Genomic DNA, 18,850 nt, shown 5'->3' with positions numbered 1-18,850 from the left:
CTGGGAAGGGAGTGGCGGGCGCGTTGTCGGGAGGCCGTCCTTAGAAGGAGAAGTCAACCCGGAACGTCACCGTGCGCGGCTGGCCCGGTGATACCCAGTACCGGTGGTACGAGGCCGGGTAGTACGTCACGTCGAACAGGTTGGTGGCATCGACGCTGAGCTTGACGCCATCGCTCGGCGCATAGCTCGCCAGGGCGCGCACCAGCGTGTAATCGGGCAGGTAGAAGTCGACACCCGTCTCGCCAAGGCGCTTGCTGGTGTAGTTGACGCCGCCGCCGATGGTGACGACGCCGGCATCGCCGAGGTCGAATTCCTTGGTCACGAGCAGGTTGGCAGCGTGCTTGGGGATGTTGATCAGCGGATCGCCCGACTGGATGTTGAGGCCGAAGCTTACATCCAGAGCCGCGCTTGTCCACTCGGCATCGGTATAGGCATAAGTCGCATATACATTGATGCCGCCGGGCAACTTGGCATTGACGTCCGCCTCGATACCTCGGCTACGCGCCTTGCCGGCTGCGAGCGAGAACCCGGCATTGATCGGGTCGCTCGTCAGGATGTTGTTCTTCTTCATCGTATAGGCGGCGAGCGTTGCGGTGATCATGTCATCGGGCGACACGAAGCGAAGACCGGCCTCGTAGGACTTGCTGGTTTCCGGGGCGAACGGGTTTCCGGCAAAGTCGATGCCGCTGTTGGGACGGAAACCCGTACCGTAGCTGGCGTAGAGGCTGAGCGTGTCCGTCAGCTGGTAAAGCGCGCCGACCGTGGGGCTGAAGCGCTTCTTGACGATGATGGTCGTCGTACCGCTGATGTTGTTCACGATCTGCTGGCGGAAGTGGTCATAGCGGCCACCGCCACGGATCTTGAAGGCATCCGTGATGTCGATCTGGTCCTGGAAGTAGACGCCCCAGGACTTCTGCGTCTCATTGGAGTTCTGGATTACAGCGGTCGGAACCGGCAACTGGCCATAGACCGGATTGTAGATGTCGATGGCGTTGTTCGCCGCCGTGATCGGATCGCCCGCCGTATAGGGACCCGGCCGGAAGCGAAGCTGGTTCAGGTTGATCTTGAAACGATCCCAGTCGGCGCCAACGAGAACGTGATGCGCGATCGAACCGGTGTAGAGCTTGCCGGAAACTTCGCCGCGGAACACCAGGTTGGTGGTGCCGTAATCGCGGTAGCGGCGCTGGCGGGCAAGGTAGTTCCCGGTTTCCTCGAGCGTCTGGCGGCTGCCGGCCAGTTCGGCATCGCTCGAATAGCCCTTGAAGCTGGTATCGCGGTAACCGAAGCCGGCTAGGAAGACCCAGTCCTTGGCGATGTCCTGCTGAAGCTGGACCTGGTGGCCGAGCACTTTGACCTTGGTCGGGCCGTCGCCGGGTTCGCCCAGGAAGGTGGAGCGCGGGATCAGGCCAAGCACGCCGTCCACGGCAACCACGCCCCGGTCGAAGGGCACTTCCTGGTCAACGAATTCCATCTCGTAGCTGATGCTGGTCGACGATGAGGGTTCGAACAGTACCGAGGGCGAGGCGACGATCTTGTTCGAATTGATCGTGTCGCGGAAGCTCCCGGCGTCCTGCGCGGCGCCATTGAGCCGGATGGCGACCTTGTCGTTCAGGGCAAGGTTGTAATCGCCTTCGACCCGGTAGGTCGAGTAGCTGCCGGCCGAAGCCGCAAAGCTGCCGAAGGTATCGTCGAGGGTGGCCTTCTTGGTGATGATATTCACCGTGCCGCCGGGCTCGCCGCGGCCGAACACGGCGCCGTTCGGACCCTTGAGGACTTCGATGCGCTCGATGTTCGAGGCATCGCGCGGGCCGCCATAGCCGCGCCCACCGTTGAAGCCGTTGACAAGGAAGCCGCTCGGGAAGTTTTCGTCGCCGGCGAAGCCGCGGACCGCGAAGGCGTCCCAAAGTCCGCCGAAGTTGTTCTGGCGGGCAATGCCGCTGGCCAGATCGAGAGCGGAATCGAGCCGGGTTATATTCAGATCCTGGAGCATCTTGCCGTCGATCTGCTGGACCGACTGCGGTATTTCAGCGAGCGGGACATCGCCCCGATACTGCTGGCGCTGGCCGACGACGGTAATGGTATCGGTGCTTTCGGTGTCGTTTGCCGCCTCGTCTGCCATGGCGATGGCGGGGAAGGCGACAAGCGCCGTACCAGCCAACAGGGAAGCGTGAACTGCGGAATTAAAAATTCTCATCTTGTGACCCCTCACTTGAGTTGTTCCCACGTCCTGCAATTTCCAGTCGAGCAGATCTTCTTTGGTACAAACTCCGCGAAATTCTGCGGATTTTGCGACCTGTCCGCTTCTATTTGCAAGATCGAGGCTATCTGTACCCTGACAAATCTTTAATCGTAACTAGGGGGCCGGGCGGATGATTATGACGAATTGGGGTCATTGTCCGATTATTCTGCCGTGTTCTCCTTCAGCGAACAAACGGCAGGACCTGCCGACGCCCCGAAAGTGATTGTGCAGATGCGAAATGCAGTCCTGGCAGGGCTCTCAATTCAGACGAATCGGTGCCTACAAGGGAGTTTTTGCACTGCAGCATAGCAAAGACGTTCTCGCGATATCGGAGCAGCAGGCAGGCCTCTTTCGCGGATGCATCACGAATTACTATGCCGCTTTCCGTTTTGGACGGGCCAAAAAAGAAGGGCGAAACGCCGGATGGTAGCGCTTCGCCCTTGTTCAGGCTCGGGAATGTTTCGTGCGGGATCAGGGCTTGAAGAGATCCTTGTAGAAGCCTGCGACCTTCACGGTGACCTTGACCGGCGTGTCGCTCTTGTTGCGCCAGTACCAGCCATGCGTGCCGTCGAAGGTTGCGGTGAAATCGCCCTGACCGGCCTCGCTCTGGCGTTCCTTCCAGTAGCTGGTGAATTCGTCGTCGCCTGCGTTGACCGGTTCGCCGTGCATGTCGACCTTCACCGGTCCGCCGGTGGAGTGCCAGGAGAAGACGAAGCTGTCGCCCTTGACCATGTGCGCCTTGATCTCCGCGCCGCTGTGCGGGGGCAGGTCAAGGGTGAGTTCGTCTTCGCGCCAGGCGGTGGCGCGTTCGATCGAAGCGCGGGTTGGGGTGACCAGCGATGCGGCCGGCCCAGTCGAGACAGGAGCGGAATCCTCGTCTTCTTCCATCACGGCCATGCCGGAGATGCCCAGTCTGGCGCCGATGCCGGTCGGATCGATGCCGTATTCGGCGGGCAGAACGAACAGGGTGAGCACGCCGCCCGCTGCAACGGCCGCTCCGATGCAGGCCTTGGCAAGCGTGGCGGGAGAGGCTTGCACGTTGCGTGGAAGCGCGGCGATGTCTGCGGGATATGTCGTGGCCATGTCAGGCTCCCTGGGTGAAGTAACCGGTCAGCTGGTAGCCGACGAGGACGAAACCGGCGCACATCAACGCCGCGTTGGCAGCGATGGCGCTGCGCTGGAAGCTGCCGCTCAGTCGCCAGATGTTCATGGCGATGAGAATCAGGCCCAAGGCCATGAACTGCCCAAGTTCGACGCCGACGTTGAACGACAGGAGGTTGGGGATCATTCCCTCGGGCGAGAGCGTGAGATCCTGGAGCTTGGTTGCAAGGCCGAAGCCATGAAACAGGCCGAAGACGAATACCGCGGCACGGGGATTGGGCGCCCAGCCGAACATCGTGCGAAAGCCGTCGAGGTTGTCGATTGCCTTGTAAGCGACGGACAAGCCGATAATCGCATCGATTATGTAGGGATTGGCGCGAATGTCGAAGATCGTGCCGACCAGCAGGGTCGTGCTGTGTCCGATCGCGAACAGCGTGACGTAAGTCCCGATGTCCTTCATCCGGTAGAGGAAAAAGATGACACCGGCGAGGAAGAGCAGATGGTCGTAACCCGTGACCATGTGCTTCGCGCCGAGGTACATGTAAGGCAGGATGGCGATGCCCGAACTGCCCTCGATGAAGGCCTTGTCCGCTTCTCCTACCCCGTGGGCCTGGGCCGAGGCGGCGATCGCCAGCGCTGCCAGAAGGGTGCAGGTGGCTGTCAGCGCGCGTCCGGCCGCGGCAAGGCGGCGGGACGCTGCGAGGGTGGCCGTCTGCATTTGCGTCAGAGCTTGAAGGTCGCGAAAGTCTTCGTGCCGCTGCTCTTTTCGACCAGCGAGACGACGACCTTGGACCCGGCCTGAAGTTTGACGCCGGGCGCCGCAAAACGGTTGGCCTTTGACGCGCTCATGGCCGTGGTGGCCTTGGCGCCCGAGGCATTCGTCACGATCAGCTTGGCGCTGAATTCGCTGGCGGGCAGGGGTTCGTCTTCCTCACTGATATAGACATCGACGCCCTTGGCGCTCTTGACCAGTTCGAACAGGGTTTCGCCCGACATCTGGACCATGCCGCCGTGCTGGGGCTTCATGCTGCCGTGGGCATAGGCGACGCCCGGGATGACGGCGGCCGGAGCTGCGGCCAGCAGGCTTGCAGCGAACAGGGCGGAAATTGCGGAAGTCTTCATCGGGGGATCTCCGTGTATCGGGCTCGCGAAGGCCGGCCTGCGCGGCCGGCCTTTCGGCTTATTCGGGCAGGTGCGGCAGAACGAACGAAAGCGAGGAGCGGTATTCGACCTGGTCGTATTTCGTCGGCTGGTCCGAAGGTCCGACGTAGATGCCCATCAGCACGTTGAGGCCCTGGTTGCGCAAGGTGATCGTTGCCGTACCGTCAGCATCGGTCTTGACCGGGATCTGGTCGGGATCGTTGACGTAGTCGGACATCACCTGGACGCCTGCCATGGGCTTTCCATTGAGATAGGCGCGAACCTTGAGCGGCTTGCCCTTGTCTTCGGGAATTGGGCCGACCGGCACGAGCTGGAGCACGAGGCCTTCGAAAAGCGGAACGTCCTTTTTCGGAAGTTTCTCGAAGTGGAGAGCGTATTTCCAGTTGTGTTCGGACACCGCGACGTCGGCGACTTCATCCTTCGTCGTGTTGTGCCAGCTACCGGCCTTGTCCTTGGTCCACACGCCATAGTCCATGACTGCGGTCATCGCTGCAATCGGTTCGTCGCTGTCGACGATGGGCACGATGCCGGCCTCGCGCAGGGACGTCTCGACCGGTTGCCAGTCTTCGTCATAGCCCTTGACCAGAGTGAGATGCTTCATGCGCCCCACGGCATCGAGATCGTCGGCACCCACGCCGTAGATCAGGGCAAGCTGCTTGGCGCGCTGCGCGAACCAGATCGCGTGGGCATCGGCAGGTGCGATGGAAGTGAGGCCCAGAGCGAGTGCGGAGGCAAATGTGGATGCGAGCAGGAAGGGCGAACGACGCGGCAATGATCTTCTCCTCGGGTTTTCTTGAGCACAGCATGTGGTGATGCCAGCGCAAGATATTGCTTTTTGTGGCAGGGCGATCGGAAGCAAATTGCGTAATGCTCGGCCGCGCGGCAGCATCGCACACCGCGGCCACAATTGACCGCAGTGCGCCTTTCTAGCCGACCGCCTTGTGCATCGGTGCCGCAAAGGCGCCGATTTATTGTCGGAAATCGTCTATTGCTGATCGGCTAATGGAGCCTGTCCTTGCGAAACGGCAATTCCCATTGCTTCAAGGCCAACGCTGACATCCTTGATATTGCCCAGCTGGAACGTACCGCTGACCTTTACCTGCGCGTCCGCGGTATTTTCGAGGACGAGAGGCTGCGGGAGATAGGGATTGAGCCTGGCCAGCACTTGCGAGACCGGCTGCGCATCGAAGCTGATCGATCCCGTAATCCACTGGCTGGCGCTGGCGGTGTCGGTCTTCGAGACGGCAAAGCCGCGCGAGCTGTCGAGCGAGAGTTGCTCGCCCGGTTCAAGTTCGGTTTCGTGGATCTTGTCGCTTACGCGCACTCTGCCCTGAGCCAGCATCACCAGCGGATCGCCATTGCGCTGCGAGACCGTGAAACGCGTGCCCAGCGCAGTAACGCTGTTCATGCCCGAAGTAACGACGAAAGGGCGGTTCGCATCATGCGAGACATCGAAGAAGGCGCGGCCCTGTTGCAGTGTCAACTGCCGCTCATCGGCTGACAGGGCGACTTCGACACGCGAATTTGCATCCAGTGTGACGGTCGAGCCGTCGGCAAGCCGGAAGGCGCGCGGCGCCGCGCGCCCGTTCGCCAGCATCTGAGCGGCTTGCGAGGCGGTTACACCGGGCCTGTCCGTCCAGATATAGCTTCCCAGGCCGACAACGAGGAGCAGGCAGGCGGCAATCGCGAACCAGGTCGCAAGAGCGCGGCGCGGGACATTCTGCGTGCTCGCGTCATCGTCTGCTTGTTCGACGTCCTCGTCGGCACTGTCGTTGGCGGCGAGGCGCGCACGCGCCGCCGACCGCATGGCCATAATGCGCGGATCGTCCTTCACGGCATCGAGTGAGCGCCACAGGCTCTCGGCTTCCTGCAGCGAAGCCGACTCTTCAGTCATTGCCCGGTCTTCGCCCGAAGGGTTGCGCAGGAAGGCGGCCAGTTCCTCGTCGCTCATGCCGCCGCTCCTCGAATGCGGATCAGTCATCGCTCTCCTCCAGCAATGCGCGCATTGCTTTCATCATATGCTTTTCGATTGCGCTTACCGAAATGCCCATTGCGGCAGCGATCTGCTTGTTATTTAGATTCTCAAACCTGCTCAACACGAAGATATCGCGCGTGCGCTCCGGCAACATCCCGATGCGTGCCACGACCCTTTCTATCTCATTCTTTCCCATCAAGACGCGCTCGGGCGTGATCTCCTCAACGGGGTGGCGAATTTCTGTCAATTCCTCATGGCGTTTGGCCGCCCGGACTTCGCCGCGGCGGAAACGGTCGGTCATGACGCTCCCTGCGGTGCGAAACAGATAGGCGCGCGGATTTTCGATGACGCCCTGATCCGGCAGCCGGCAAAGCCGCATCCAAACGTCCTGTACGACGTCTTCTACGTCTTCCTTGCGATCGAGGCGACGCAGCAACCATTGTCGCAGGACGGGCAGGTGCGGAAAGATTGCGTCGTGCAGTTTGTTCGGCTCGCTCATCCGGGACCCAGGTGTGAAAAAGGTTGTGGGCCGACTACCACGGTCGGCGAATCAAGCTAGAGTAATCAAACTTTCGCCTATCAGGAAACACGCAAGAGATTTCGCCCTTGGTAATGGCACGGCAGGCCCTGATTGTTATCCTGGCGTGGTCCTGCTGCGCTTTCGCCGTGCCGACGGCGTTTGCTGCGACCGGGCAGGCTTCGCTGGCAGAGGCCCTGCAGGCCCTCGCCCGGCGCGGCCATCTGTCGATTCTCTTCCGGCCCGAGACGGTGTCCGGGCTTCGGGCGGGCAAGCCCGGCAAGCCGTCGAAGCCGGAGGCCGCACTCGATGAAATGCTGCGCGGTACGGGCCTGCGCGCCAGGCGCATCGCGCCTCGGACCTTTGTCATAGAGCGCATCGAAGTCGCGAAATCCGAAGGTGGCACCGACGCATCCGCTCCACCTGCCGAGCGGCATGTTCAGACGGCCGCCCCGTCTTCCATCATCGTGACCGCCCTGCGAAGGCCCACGCTCCTGCTGGACACCCCGGTCAGCATGATTGCGATTGAGGGGCAGCAGTGGAGCGAACTGGCGGGCAGGACCAATGCGGACGTTGCAAGGTTGGCGCCCAGTCTGGCGATCACCTCTCAAGGCGCGGGGTTGGATCGGTTGTCGCTGCGCGGCGTGATCAGTGCAGGCGAGCCGAGCGTCGGCCTCTACTACGGCAATGCTCCGGTTCTGGGGCCTTCGGGCTCCACTTCGGATCCCGGCCTGATGACGCCCAACCTGCTGTTGATCGATGTCGATCGGATCGAGGTGCTGCGCGGGCCGCAGGGGACTCTCTACGGCGCCGGATCGCTGGCCGGCACCATGCGCGTGCTCTTTCGCCAGCCCGAACTCGACAGGTATTCCGCCAATCTCGACGGATCGGTGTCCTCCACGAGGGGCGGAGGCAACGGTTTCGATGCCTCGTCCGTGATCAATCTCGCACTTCTCCCCGGGCGCGCTGCGCTGCGCGCGGTCGCCTACCGCAGGCGCGAGGCGGGCTTTGTCGACAACGTGGCGCTCGGTCTGGCCAATATCGGCAACAGGGACGACGCCGGTGCACGTCTGGCCGTGAAGTGGGAACCCGACCCGGACTGGTCGCTCTCGCTCGAAGGCGCCTATCAGAAGACCGACTATGACGATTTCGGAAGCGGCAGCGGAGACGTCGGCACGAACCGGACCAACCGGACCGTTCGCCTGCCTTTTTCAAGCCGATTCTGGATGGCTTCTGCCGTCGTTCGTGGCGCCCTGGGCACCACCGATGTCGAACTTTCGGCTTCGCGCTACCGGTGGCTGCCTCGTCGAAGTTTCGATTTCACCGCCGTCCTGGAAGATCTGCGCGGTGACGCGCAGGCCTGCGCCGGCTATTTCGACAGGCCTGCTGCATCGGGATGTTCCGCGGCCGAACTCACGCAATTCGGCAGCTATCTGGATACCGCGACGCCGGCCGTGCTCGATCAGCCGCTGCGTGTCACCAGCACCTCGGCCGAATTGCGCCTTTCCGGAAGGGGCGCGCTGAACTGGACGGCCGGTTTCTTCGTCAATCGCCGGACTGACCGGGGTGAAAGCCTGACCCGCAGCGCGGACGAGCAGGGAGTGGTCGATGCCGCCGCCCCGCTGTTAAGCCTGCGGCGCTTTGCCGGGTCCCTCAATCAGGTGGCGGCATTCGGCGATGTGACCTGGAATGCAACGGATCGTCTCCACGTTACGGCGGGGGGGCGCATCTTTCGCTATCGGCGCTCGGCAAGCGGAGAGAGCATTCTGCGCAATCCGGCGACCGAGGTCTACGGCAGTGAAGGATCTGAATCCTACGTATACTCGGTGCGGGGCACCGCGGGTCGGATGCGCTTCGATTTCCATCCTGCCCCCGATTGGCTGATCTACGGTGAGGTGGCGCAGGGCTTTCGGCCGGGCGGCATCAACATCGTGCCGGGCCTGCCCAGAGACGCTGCGGTGTACCGCGGCGATCGCCTCGTCAGCCGGGAACTGGGGTGGCGCGTCTCGCTGGGGCGCGATGCGATCCAGCTTAGCGGCGCCGCGTTCCGTCAGACCTGGTCGGACATGGAAGTCTCGGCCATTACCAACAACGGCGCCTTTGCCATCATCAGTAACCTTGGCAGTGCGCGTATCGACGGGATCGAACTGGGGTTGGATGCCCGGGTCGGCGAACACCTCGAGGCGAACGTGCAGGCGACCTACCTCGATCCCCGCCTGACTTCCGATCAGGTAAGCGAGATCGCGCAGACGTCCGGCCGCGCGGGCGATCGCCTTGCCTTCGTTCCCCCGTTCATCGTGAGCAGCGTCCTGACAAGCCGCTGGGACCTCGGCGGCGACCTCGCGTTCAAGCTGGCGCTCTCCGGCCATTTCAGCAGCCGCCATTATTCGACGGCCAACCGCACTGACGAGCGTGTCATGCGTATCGGCAGCGCCGGATCGATCGACCTGCGGGCAAGCCTGCAAGGATCGGTTCATTCGGTGATACTTGGCGTCACCAATCTGACGGGAAGCCACGGCCGTATCCAGGCTTCCGATTTCATCTTCGCGCCGCGAACGATCACCCGGGTCCGTCCCCGCACTGTGTCGATCGGGTTCAACGCGATCTTCTGATACTCGGCTGCGGCTCATCGCGGTCTGCTGCACTGCAAAAAAACTTTCATAATTCGGTGAGGACTCGTTTCGCCGCTGCGTCTTCCCTTGTGAACACCCTTCGGGTCGCACTCGTGAGGGCAAGGTGGGGCATGGCTTTGTGACCGGAGCGAACGGCAATGCAGGCGGCAGTATCGGGCTTTTGTCCGGCCATCGCCTGTCCGCCGTAAAGTTCGACGGGACCTGGGCCATGCCGCATCCAGAACATCCCAATCAAAAAGATAATCGGCGTCTGGGAAGGATTGCACGGGAGGCTGGCGCATCGCCAACCATAATCGTCCTGTATCAAGGGGGGTATCTTTCCACATGAAATCTTCGATCATCATGGCCACGCTTCTGGCCGCTGTATCCGCATTCCCGCTCACTTCGATGGCGCAGACCAGCAATGCTGCTGCCACCAGCGAAAGCGCAAACGGGGGTATCCTGGCCTCGGGCGATATCGTGGTGACTGCCCTGCGCCGCGATTCGACCCTGCAGGAGACGCCGATCAGCATCGCGGCGATGAGTGGTGAAACGCTCCGGGAAATGGGGTCGAGCGAGATTACCGGCTATTTCCGCCAGGTGCCGAACCTCAATGTTTCGCAAGGTCAGATCGGGTCCAGCCGCATCAGCATCCGCGGCGTGAACGCCGCTGGCGAAGCCACCGTTGGCCTGTACTACGACGAAACGCCTGTCACCGGTCCGAGCGGCACGAACCAGGACCCCGGAGCAGTCGCGGCCAATCTCAACCTTTTCGATGTTGAGCGTGTGGAGGTCCTACGCGGTCCGCAAGGTACGCTCTATGGCGCCAGCTCTATGGCGGGCACCCTGCGCGTCATTTTCAAGAAGCCGGACGCTTCTACTTACGAAGCGGCGGCCGAGGCCGATGCGTCGGCAATCGACGGCGGCGGTACAGGCTACGGCGTGAAGGCGATGGTCAACGTCCCGATCGTCGAGGACAAGCTGGGGGTCCGCGTCGTCGGATACTACCAGAAGAAGCCCGGCTTTATCGACAATGTCCTTTACGGCGAAAAGAACATCAACGATAGTGAGGCGCGCGGCGTGCGTGCCCTGATCGGCTATGAGCCGGGGCCGGATACGAAGATCCTTGCCACTGCCATCTACGAAAAGACGACGGCCGATGATCAGCAGGGCTGGTATCCGCAGCTCGGCCGCTACAAGACCGACTCCAAGGTGCAGTTGCCCTTCAACAGCGAAATGCAGCTTTACAACCTCAAGGCTGACCAGGACTTCGGCTTCGCCACGTTGACGGCCACCGGTACCTACTACAAGTTCAACATCGTGCGTACGGTCGATTTCACGCCTACTGTACAGGTCCTGGGTTCGCTTCCCTCGATCTGCAGTGCCTACTATGGCCAGAGCAGTGCCTGCTCGCCCGACCAGCAGTCCGACTTCAGCGATTACGCGCAGTCCGTGCTGCCGGTCATCGGCTATCAGCCTGCATGGCTCAAGTCGCAGAACTACGAAGTCCGTCTGGCGTCTAACGGCACCAACCTGATCGACTGGACGATCGGCGGCTACTACGAGCACCGCAAGGACCACATCGACAGCAATACGACGAGCGTGAGCCCGGTCGACGGGTCGGTACCCAGTCCGCTTCAGAACCTGAGCTATCGCTATGTCGAAACCAGGACAGAGCAGATCGCCGGCTTCGGTGAAGTTACCCTGCACCCCACCGATAAGCTCAGCCTCACCGGCGGCCTGCGTTATTACGACTACTCCAAGACCGTGAGTGGCGAGTCCACCCTGGCCAGCCCGCTCACGGGAAGCATCCTTGCCGATTACGAGGAGCGCAAGGCCAGCGCGAACGGCCTCATCCAGAAGTTCAACGTCAGTTACAACTTCACGCCGGATTTCATGGCTTATGCCAGCGCGGGCAAGGGCTTCCGTCCGGGCGGGGCAAACAACATCCCGATCCTGCCGGCGCACCTGATCGCCTATGATTCCGACAGCCTGTGGAACTACGAAGCGGGCATCAAGACAAGCTGGCTGGGCGGCAAGGTCGTGTTCAATGCATCGATGTTCCAGATCGACTGGAGCAACATGCAGGTTATGGCGCGCACTGCCGACGGGCTCTACGCCTTTCTTACCAATGCCGGCGCTGCGCGTATTCGCGGCGGTGAATTCGACCTGACCGCGCGTCCGCTGGCGGGCCTGTCGCTTTCCGTTTCGGGTGGCTACACCGATGGCAAACTGACCGAGGATCAGTCGAGCGAAGATATCCTCATCAGCGCATCCACCGGGCGGAAAGGCGATCGTCTGGCCAACAGCCCGAAGTGGAGCGGCGCGGCCTCGGCCTCTTACAAGTGGGCGTTGAACGACCGCTTCGACGCAATGCTGCGCGCAGACTATGCCTATACCGGGAAGATGAAGTCGAGCATCAGCGCGACGGATCCCTACCTCACCAATTACGGTAACTATTCGACCGTCAACCTGCGCGCGGGTATCGAGAACGAGACCTGGGGCATGGCGCTATACGTCAACAACGTCACCGACACCGTGGGCAATGTGAGCCAGTCCAGTGGCTTCGGTTACAGCGATATCACCTTCTCGATCCCGCCGCGCACGTTCGGCGTGAATCTCCACTTCGCAATGTAAAGGAGTTCCAACCCATGAAGAAGTCACCATTCTTGCTGCTTTTGGCAGGGCTGGCTGCCTCTCCGGCGGTTGCGGCATCACCGGACTACAAGGCAGACCTTGCGCGTATCGATGCGGTGCTCGACAAGAACTACCCGCAGCTCGATGCGCTTTACAAGGACATCCACGCGCATCCTGAAGTTGCCTTTCAGGAAACGCGCACGGCAGCCTTGCTTGCGGCGAAGATGCGCAAGCTCGGCTTCGAAGTGACCGAGAAGGTTGGCGGCACCGGCATCGTTGCGATTTATCGCAACGGTGACGGGCCGACCGTTCTGGTGCGCACGGAGCTTGACGGTCTTCCCATGCTTGAGAAGACCGGCCTGCCCTATCAGAGCCGCTACACCCAGAAAGTGAACGGCGAAGTCGTGCCGACTGCGCATGCCTGCGGGCATGACATCCACATGACCTGGTGGGTGGCCACGGCCGAGGCATTGCTGGCGATGAAGGACCGGTGGCACGGCACCCTCATGTTCGTGGGGCAACCCGCCGAGGAAACCGTGAGCGGGGCCAAGGCGATGCTCGACGACGAATTGTTCAAGCGCTTTCCAAAGCCGGACTATGGCTTTGCCGCGCATGTTGCGCCCGATGCCCTTGGCAACGTGCACTTCAAGGAGGGCATGTCGTCATCGGCCTCGGATCAGGTGCGGATTACGTTCAACGGCAAGGGCGCACATGGTTCCATGCCGGCCTCGAGCATCGATCCGATCGTAATGGGCGGACACTTCGTCAGCGACGTCCAGACGATCCGCAGCCGTGAAGTCGATCCCAGCAAGTTCGGTGTGATTACCGTGGGCAGCTTCCACGCTGGCACGGCACCCAATATCATTCCAGACTCCTCGGTACTTGAGCTTACCTTGCGCTCGCACGATCCCGAGATCCGCAAGCAACTCATGGCTGGCGTGACGAAGACGGCCGAGGCCGTCTCCGCCATGGCAGGCGCCCCGGATCCGACGATCGACTACCTTTACGGGACAGCGGCCGTGTACAACGACCCCAAGCTGACGGACAAGGTGGCAGCAGTCGTAAAGGACGCCGTGGGCGGCAACGTGTCGGTTGCGCCGGAATCGATGGCGGCGGGGTCAGGCAGTGAGGACTTCTCGGAATTCATCGCTGCCGGTGTTCCGTCCGTCTTCATCGGTGTCGGCGGCGTCAAGCCCGAGGTCCTCGCGGGCTACGTGAAGAACGGCGAAAGGCCGCCTGTAAACCACTCTCCCTTCTTTGCGCCCGATCCGGAAGGATCGATCCGCAAGGGAACGCAAACGCTGGCCCTGGCCGTGCTCTCCGTCGCGGGTAGCGAATAAGAAAGTCCTCAAGCGGGGGGAGGCAAGCGGCGCTTGGCTCCCCCCGATCCCCTGGCATGAAAAAGCCCCGGATGTCGCAAGTCAGCGACATCCGGGGCTTTTTTGGCTCTGGTGGTAGCGGTTACGGCGCCATTCAACGCCGTAACCGTCTCCCACAATTACTTGAATACAGCCGAGAGCTTGGGGCGGTCCTTGCGGGCCGGTTTCGAGCTGGCCGAGCTGTCAGCCGACGAAGGAGCGGAAGCGCTCTTGCTTTCGGTCGCGGGGTTAGCTGCCGGTGCGGCTGCCTCCTGCTTCGGAGCAGGAGCCGAAGCAGTCTTGGCAGCAGCAGGCTTGCGGGCGGCCGGAGCCTTCTTGGCACGGCTCTTGGCCGGAGCCTTGCTCGCCTTCTTGGCGGGCGTAGCTGCCTTTGCCGCTGCGGGCGCTGCCTTGTCCTTGCTGCCGTCGCTCGCCGGAGCTGCCGGCTTGGCGGTCGTATTGGCAGTCTTGGCGGCAGGTGCCTTCGGGGTGGTGGCGGACTTGCTCGTTGCGGCCTTGGGTTTGGCGGCGCTCTTCTTTGCAGCAGCAGGCTTGGCCTTTGCGGCTGCCTTGGGCGCAGCGTCTTCGGTCTTGGCCGCAGCCGCCGGAGCAGCCGATGCGGTGTCTTGACCGCTGCGATCGATGTTCTTGGCGACCTTGCGGCGGAGGTCCGAATAGGCTTTTGCGACGATCGGATAGTCGGTCGGCAGATCGTAGCGAGCCTTGTATTGCGATTCCGTTAGCCCGTGCTTGCGCAAGTGACGCTTGAGCGTCTTGAACTTCTCACCGGTAATGAGAGAGACGACGAAGTTCGGATCGCTGTGCGATTCCTCGGCCGAAACAGCGGGCTTGATCGCGGCGGCCTGCTTGGCCGGCTCGGCAGCGACCTTGGCAGGCGGCTGTTCAGGCTTCGGCGCTGCAGCGGCTTTTGCCTCTGCTGCATTGGCCTGTGACCTGGCCTCGGCCTTGGCAAGCGCAGGCATCGGCGCGTCCTCGCCGAATTCCAGGAAAGCCTTGAATACATCGCTGAGGAGCGAGGGTAGTTCAGAGGCGTTGAGCTGGTTGTTGTTCACAAAGGCTGTGACAAGGTCCAGTGAAGCGCGACGTGCGTCGAAATCTGCCATATCCATCCAACTTGAAAAGTGCTCAATGCGAGCAGGAGAGTGTCAAAAACGCGGCCATAAACACTATTGACATATAAAGTGTCAAATATTCGATTGCCAAGGCCTAAAATGGCGCTCTCCAGAGCAGCCGGATACCCGCGATAATCGGCGCAGGATACCCGGAGGCTTGCATTGAAGCCTCCGGGCTGGATTCATTGCATTTTCGTCAGAACTCCTTGCGCACGGTCATGCCGATCTTGCGCGGACTTCCGATGTTGTATCCAAGCCGTGCCCGGCCGCCGCGCTCGCGATCCAGTGACATCAGGGCGTTCTTGTCCAGCAGGTTATTGACATAGACCGACACGGACAAGCCGTGGTCGAAGTTCACACTCGTCGAGAGATTGACGAGGTCGTAAGATGGAAGGCGATAGGACCCGAAGTCGTAGGCCCCGGTTCCGAAAGCGCCGGTTGCCGGATCGTAGAAGATCGAATTGGTGAACGATCCTGCGCCCGGCTCCTGGTCCGCAAGCTGGGTGAAGCGATTGCCGACGTGCTGGTAGCTTGCCGTGAAGGCCCAGTCGATGCCGTCGCTGATCTCGGTTTCGTAGGTGGCCGAGGCCGAGATCTGGAACTTCGGAACGGTGGGCAGACGATTGCCCTTGCGGATACCCGCAATGACTGCGCCCGAGCCGTCAACGACAGTGCTGTCGATCTTGGAGTCGATGTAGCTGCCGTTCACGCTCACGTCGAACCCGGGCATGAGGCGGGCGGCGAGTTCGGCCTCGACACCGGTCGTATGAGCCTTGGGCACATTGAACAGCACGCGAGAGGAGCAACTGCCGGCATCGGCGGTGACCTGGAGATTCTTGATCTCGTTGTGGAACACCGCGCCATTGAAGGTGATCCCTCCGGTATGCGCCTTGATGCCGCCTTCGTAGTTCCACAAGGTCTCGTCGTCGAAGGTCGGACGGTTGCCGTACGTCGCCGCGTCAGGACCGGTCGCCCCGCCAGAGCAGAGCGGGATATTCAGCGGATCGTTGACGCCGCCCAGGCGGAAGCCCTTTGACGCCTGCAGGTTCAGCGTGACATCGGGGCTGGCTTCATAGCTGGCGATGAAGCGCGGCGAGAAGCCCGTGGAACTGGTCTTGTCGCCAATATTCGTGTCGCCGTTGGCGAAGATGCCGCCCGATATGAAGTCGCGCTTTTCCTTGAAGTCGTAATAGCGGCCGCCCGCGGTGAGCTTGAACTGGCCCAGCTTGTAGCTCGCCTCACCGAAGACCGCCGCCTGCTTGATGATATACGGAATATCTGCGTTGTAGGGAGAATTTGCCGGGAAGCCATTGGCGACCGATGCGGAAGTTCCTGCACCGAGGCCGGCATCGACGATCGCGTCGTATCCGGGGGTGGGCAGGCGCTGCGCGTAAGTCCGGTCGACATGGCTGTAGAACCCGCCGAAGACCCACTGGAACGGACCGCTGTCGGTGGATGACAGGCGCAATTCCTGGGTCCATTGCTTGAGCTTCGTCCTGTCGCGAAGTTCCGAAGGCAGGTTCGCCAGCGAACCGTCTACGCCCAGATCCAAGGCGAAGGGCGATACCGAGACCGAACCGGTGAGAGCCGATGCGTCGCGGGCGACCAGGATGTTGCGATGGATATAGGTGGTGACCGAGGTCACTGCGATCGTGTCGGTGACATCGGCATTTACGGTCAGGTCCGCCAGAGTGGTCTTGTCGCGGAATTCCTCGCGCAGCTTGAGGTACTGCGTGCGCTTCGGAAGGATCTGCGCGGCATCGATCAGCGGATTGTAATAGAGGTGGTAGGAATCCTCACGGTTGAAGCCGTTGGTCTTGATATCCTGGTAGATGATGCGCGGGGTGACCTTGATGCCCGGGCTCGGTTCCCACAAGAGGCTGGCGCGACCGCCGTAGCGGTTGCCGTCGTTGATGTTCTTGCCCGCGGCCGGGCCGATCGCGTCAACGAAGCCGGCGTAGTGTTCGGCATAGCCCACGACCCTGAGCGCCGCGGTTTCGCCCAGCGGAAGGTTTACAGCCGCCTTGCCGTCATATCCGACATCGCCGCCCTTCAGGACATTGGCGCCTGCTTCCACGGTGCCTTCGACGATGCCGAGCTTGGGCTGCTTGGTGATGTAGCGCACCGTGCCGCCTTCGGAGCCTGAACCGAACAGGGTTCCCTGCGGGCCGCGCAGAGTCTCGATACGATCAAGGTCGAACAGGTCGAAATCGGGGGTGAAGAGCGACAGCGAGATGACCGACTCGTCCATGTAGACGCCGACCTGCTCCTTCACGCCGGGCTGGTCGCGCACAACCTGGCCGGCGGAAACGCCGCGGATCGATACCTGGCTCTGCCCAGGGCCGAGGTTCTGGACGGTAAGGCCTGCAATGGAACGGGAAACGTCCTCGATGGAGGTGGCCCCTGAACGCCGCATGGCTTCAGCCGTCTGGGCATTGATCGAGAACGGGACGTTCTGGATGGACTCGTTGCGCTTTGTGGCGGTGACGATGATTTCGTTGTTGTAGGTTTCTCCGCCGCCCTGACCGGCTTCGTCCTGCGCCGCGGCTGCTGCGGAAAAGGCGATCATGCTGAAGCAGACGCCGCCGATGAACATGGCCTTGCTTTGAAGTCTCGTATTCATTTCGTTCCCCTCCCTAATGGAGAAATGATTGAATATTATATATTTAATCCTACGAAGGTCTTGTTCTCAGGTTTCACTTTCCTCCTGGGCAGACATGTAATCGGTTCTTTGCGTCTTGGCTCGCGGCAGCTGCACGGCGTCTGCAAATTTCTGCTGCGCCGTTGCACTTTCGCCACGTATTCGTCTGCGCCATGCTTCACCGGGAAAGCCGGGATCCGGGCCGCTGGTGAATAAGTTCGCATCGCGCCGCCTGAATGCGAGTAATCGGGCGACGCGAAGCGAAGCCGGAACGCTAGTTTCCGGAGGAAAGCCGCTCTGCAAGCTGATGGAGGATGCCGCCGCCTAGACCGTCATGGGTGCCGAAGCCGGGCTGCATCACCGAGATGGTGATGGCATTGCGTACGACCACGCTTTCGTCATCCTCCTGCGAGGAGTCGGGCTCGGCGTTGTTCATGTCGATGACAACGCCTGGCAGTTCCTGGTTGCCGGCACCGGTGGCGCGGGCTAGCGGAGACTGGCTCATGTCCTCGGCAAAACGAACCGTGTAGGCGTTGTAGGTGCCGACTTCAGTCGGCGCCCAGGCGTCCCTGGAAAGATCGTCGGGGAAGTTGACGTTGAGGGAGACATGTGCAGGAAGCAGCGGCTTGTCGTCAGCTCCGGCTTGGAGTGCATCGACGAGCTGGGCGGTCAGTGCGGCTACTCTTGCGGATTTCGGGTTGGCGAGGTTTTCGTCGTCCGCGGTGTCCGCGCCGGCGCTCAAGGCTACGGCCGGGATGCCGCGAGCGGAAGCGTATTGCACCACGTTGACGGTGCCCGAGCTGACACTGATTTGCCCTAGGTTCTGTCCTTCGTTGGGGCCCGACAGCACCAGGTCGGGGGCTTTGCCCCATCGCTTCTGTGCCGCGATGTCCAGACCGTAAAGGAGTGCCATCACCGGTGTGCCGTCGACATAATTGAAATCCCGGGCCGGAATGCCTTCGCGTGAAATCGGCCCAACACCCGGATCGCCCTTTTTCGCCGCCGCATTGTGGCAGTCCTGCGCGAGAGGGCCGATCGGGCGCATGAATCTTACCGCGCCGCCCATGCCGCTTTGTCCACTGCAGGGGACGGAAACGATGACATCGTGCCCTTCGGCCTTCAGTGCCTTGTAGAGAGCAACGACATTACTCGTGAGCCCATCGTCGTTCGCGATAACGATATTGCGCGCCTGGGCGAGCGCAGGGGTGGCCATAAGGGCGCTAGCAAGCAGTAATCGCGTCAGCATCGGGATCGTCCTTTCCTGTTTTTACAAATGCCGCCGCCGGTTGTGCGAAGGCAGTCCTCCTGGCCGATATGGGTTGAGATTTTCAGGATTATGACGACCTGTCAGTAGCTTGTTCAATGCACTGGTCGCAGCTTCGGTGCTCAATGCGCGATTGACCACGTATTGAAATGCAATTGAAAGAGTCATTCCCCGTTTCTGCGAGACGGCCCCGACAAGAAGGCCGTGCTGGT

Annotated in this window: 13 protein-coding genes; 3 read left to right on the top strand and 10 right to left on the bottom strand. The window is 61.5% G+C overall.

What is annotated here, in order from left to right; translation table 11 throughout:
* Positions 1 to 40: 40 nt before the first annotated feature.
* The 7 genes from JI59_RS21805 to JI59_RS21775 form a co-directional block, all read right to left on the bottom strand.
* Positions 41 to 2,194, bottom strand: coding sequence for a TonB-dependent siderophore receptor (locus JI59_RS21805; RefSeq protein WP_039857732.1), 2,154 nt, complete (start codon positions 2,192 to 2,194; stop codon positions 41 to 43).
* A gap of 516 nt (positions 2,195 to 2,710) precedes the next feature.
* Positions 2,711 to 3,322, bottom strand: a complete 612-nt coding sequence (locus tag JI59_RS21800; RefSeq protein WP_007014185.1) for a hypothetical protein — start codon at positions 3,320 to 3,322, stop codon at positions 2,711 to 2,713.
* Between the two features lies 1 nt (position 3,323).
* On the bottom strand, positions 3,324 to 4,058 hold the full coding sequence (locus JI59_RS21795; RefSeq protein WP_007014186.1) for a HupE/UreJ family protein: 735 nt from the start codon (positions 4,056 to 4,058) through the stop codon (positions 3,324 to 3,326).
* A 5-nt stretch (positions 4,059 to 4,063) separates the two neighbouring features.
* The gene (locus JI59_RS21790) at positions 4,064 to 4,462 is read right to left on the bottom strand and encodes a hypothetical protein (RefSeq protein WP_007014187.1); all 399 of its coding nucleotides are present in this window, start codon (positions 4,460 to 4,462) and stop codon (positions 4,064 to 4,066) included.
* Positions 4,463 to 4,520: 58 nt separating this feature from the next.
* Positions 4,521 to 5,273, bottom strand: a complete 753-nt coding sequence (locus JI59_RS21785; RefSeq protein ID WP_007014188.1) for a DUF4198 domain-containing protein — start codon at positions 5,271 to 5,273, stop codon at positions 4,521 to 4,523.
* Between the two features lie 213 nt (positions 5,274 to 5,486).
* The gene (locus JI59_RS21780; RefSeq protein WP_007014189.1) at positions 5,487 to 6,482 is read right to left on the bottom strand and encodes a FecR family protein; all 996 of its coding nucleotides are present in this window, start codon (positions 6,480 to 6,482) and stop codon (positions 5,487 to 5,489) included.
* Entirely contained in the window at positions 6,475 to 6,975 is a 501-nt protein-coding gene (locus JI59_RS21775; protein ID WP_007014190.1) for an RNA polymerase sigma factor, read from the bottom strand. Before JI59_RS21775 ends, JI59_RS21780 begins: the two co-directional genes overlap by 8 nt.
* A gap of 113 nt (positions 6,976 to 7,088) precedes the next feature.
* Between JI59_RS21775 and JI59_RS21770 the strand changes: the two genes are divergently transcribed.
* The 3 genes from JI59_RS21770 to JI59_RS21760 all read left to right on the top strand — a co-directional run bounded on the left by JI59_RS21770 (position 7,089) and on the right by JI59_RS21760 (position 13,582).
* Positions 7,089 to 9,605 (top strand): TonB-dependent receptor, encoded by a 2,517-nt coding sequence (locus JI59_RS21770; RefSeq protein ID WP_007014191.1) that lies wholly within the window; start codon positions 7,089 to 7,091, stop codon positions 9,603 to 9,605.
* Between the two features lie 345 nt (positions 9,606 to 9,950).
* Positions 9,951 to 12,242 carry a TonB-dependent receptor gene (locus tag JI59_RS27175; protein ID WP_007014192.1) on the top strand — a complete coding sequence of 764 codons (2,292 nt, stop codon included), beginning with the start codon at positions 9,951 to 9,953 and terminating at the stop codon, positions 12,240 to 12,242.
* A 14-nt stretch (positions 12,243 to 12,256) separates the two neighbouring features.
* Entirely contained in the window at positions 12,257 to 13,582 is a 1,326-nt protein-coding gene (locus JI59_RS21760; protein ID WP_007014193.1) for an amidohydrolase, read from the top strand.
* A 158-nt stretch (positions 13,583 to 13,740) separates the two neighbouring features.
* Here the strand turns inward: JI59_RS21760 and JI59_RS21755 are convergent, their stop codons facing one another.
* The 3 genes from JI59_RS21755 to JI59_RS21745 form a co-directional block, all read right to left on the bottom strand.
* Entirely contained in the window at positions 13,741 to 14,724 is a 984-nt protein-coding gene (locus tag JI59_RS21755; protein ID WP_138921452.1) for a MucR family transcriptional regulator, read from the bottom strand.
* A 205-nt stretch (positions 14,725 to 14,929) separates the two neighbouring features.
* Complete coding sequence (locus tag JI59_RS21750; RefSeq protein WP_238532583.1) at positions 14,930 to 17,356, bottom strand: TonB-dependent receptor; 2,427 nt, start codon at positions 17,354 to 17,356, stop codon at positions 14,930 to 14,932.
* Between the two features lie 292 nt (positions 17,357 to 17,648).
* Complete coding sequence (locus tag JI59_RS21745; protein WP_138921453.1) at positions 17,649 to 18,620, bottom strand: 5'/3'-nucleotidase SurE; 972 nt, start codon at positions 18,618 to 18,620, stop codon at positions 17,649 to 17,651.
* Positions 18,621 to 18,850 lie beyond the last annotated feature (230 nt).

This window comes from Novosphingobium pentaromativorans US6-1 (assembly GCF_000767465.1).
Classification (GTDB): domain Bacteria; phylum Pseudomonadota; class Alphaproteobacteria; order Sphingomonadales; family Sphingomonadaceae; genus Novosphingobium; species Novosphingobium pentaromativorans.
The sequence above is the reverse complement of the archived record's forward strand: the minus strand, read 5'-3'. Positions and strand labels throughout refer to the sequence as shown.

What these genes read in the sequence shown, in the direction of transcription:
- JI59_RS21805 (WP_039857732.1), bottom strand. Translation starts at nt 2,194, where the DNA reads ATGAGAATTTTTAATTCCGCAGTTCACGCTTCCCTGTTGGCTGGTACG.
- JI59_RS21800 (WP_007014185.1), bottom strand. Translation starts at nt 3,322, where the DNA reads ATGGCCACGACATATCCCGCAGACATCGCCGCGCTTCCACGCAACGTG.
- JI59_RS21795 (WP_007014186.1), bottom strand. Translation starts at nt 4,058, where the DNA reads ATGCAGACGGCCACCCTCGCAGCGTCCCGCCGCCTTGCCGCGGCCGGA.
- JI59_RS21790 (WP_007014187.1), bottom strand. Translation starts at nt 4,462, where the DNA reads ATGAAGACTTCCGCAATTTCCGCCCTGTTCGCTGCAAGCCTGCTGGCC.
- JI59_RS21780 (WP_007014189.1), bottom strand. Translation starts at nt 6,482, where the DNA reads ATGACTGATCCGCATTCGAGGAGCGGCGGCATGAGCGACGAGGAACTG.
- JI59_RS21775 (WP_007014190.1), bottom strand. Translation starts at nt 6,975, where the DNA reads ATGAGCGAGCCGAACAAACTGCACGACGCAATCTTTCCGCACCTGCCC.
- JI59_RS21770 (WP_007014191.1), top strand. Translation starts at nt 7,089, where the DNA reads ATGGCACGGCAGGCCCTGATTGTTATCCTGGCGTGGTCCTGCTGCGCT.
- JI59_RS27175 (WP_007014192.1), top strand. Translation starts at nt 9,951, where the DNA reads ATGAAATCTTCGATCATCATGGCCACGCTTCTGGCCGCTGTATCCGCA.
- JI59_RS21760 (WP_007014193.1), top strand. Translation starts at nt 12,257, where the DNA reads ATGAAGAAGTCACCATTCTTGCTGCTTTTGGCAGGGCTGGCTGCCTCT.
- JI59_RS21755 (WP_138921452.1), bottom strand. Translation starts at nt 14,724, where the DNA reads ATGGCAGATTTCGACGCACGTCGCGCTTCACTGGACCTTGTCACAGCC.
- JI59_RS21750 (WP_238532583.1), bottom strand. Translation starts at nt 17,356, where the DNA reads ATGAATACGAGACTTCAAAGCAAGGCCATGTTCATCGGCGGCGTCTGC.
- JI59_RS21745 (WP_138921453.1), bottom strand. Translation starts at nt 18,620, where the DNA reads ATGCTGACGCGATTACTGCTTGCTAGCGCCCTTATGGCCACCCCTGCG.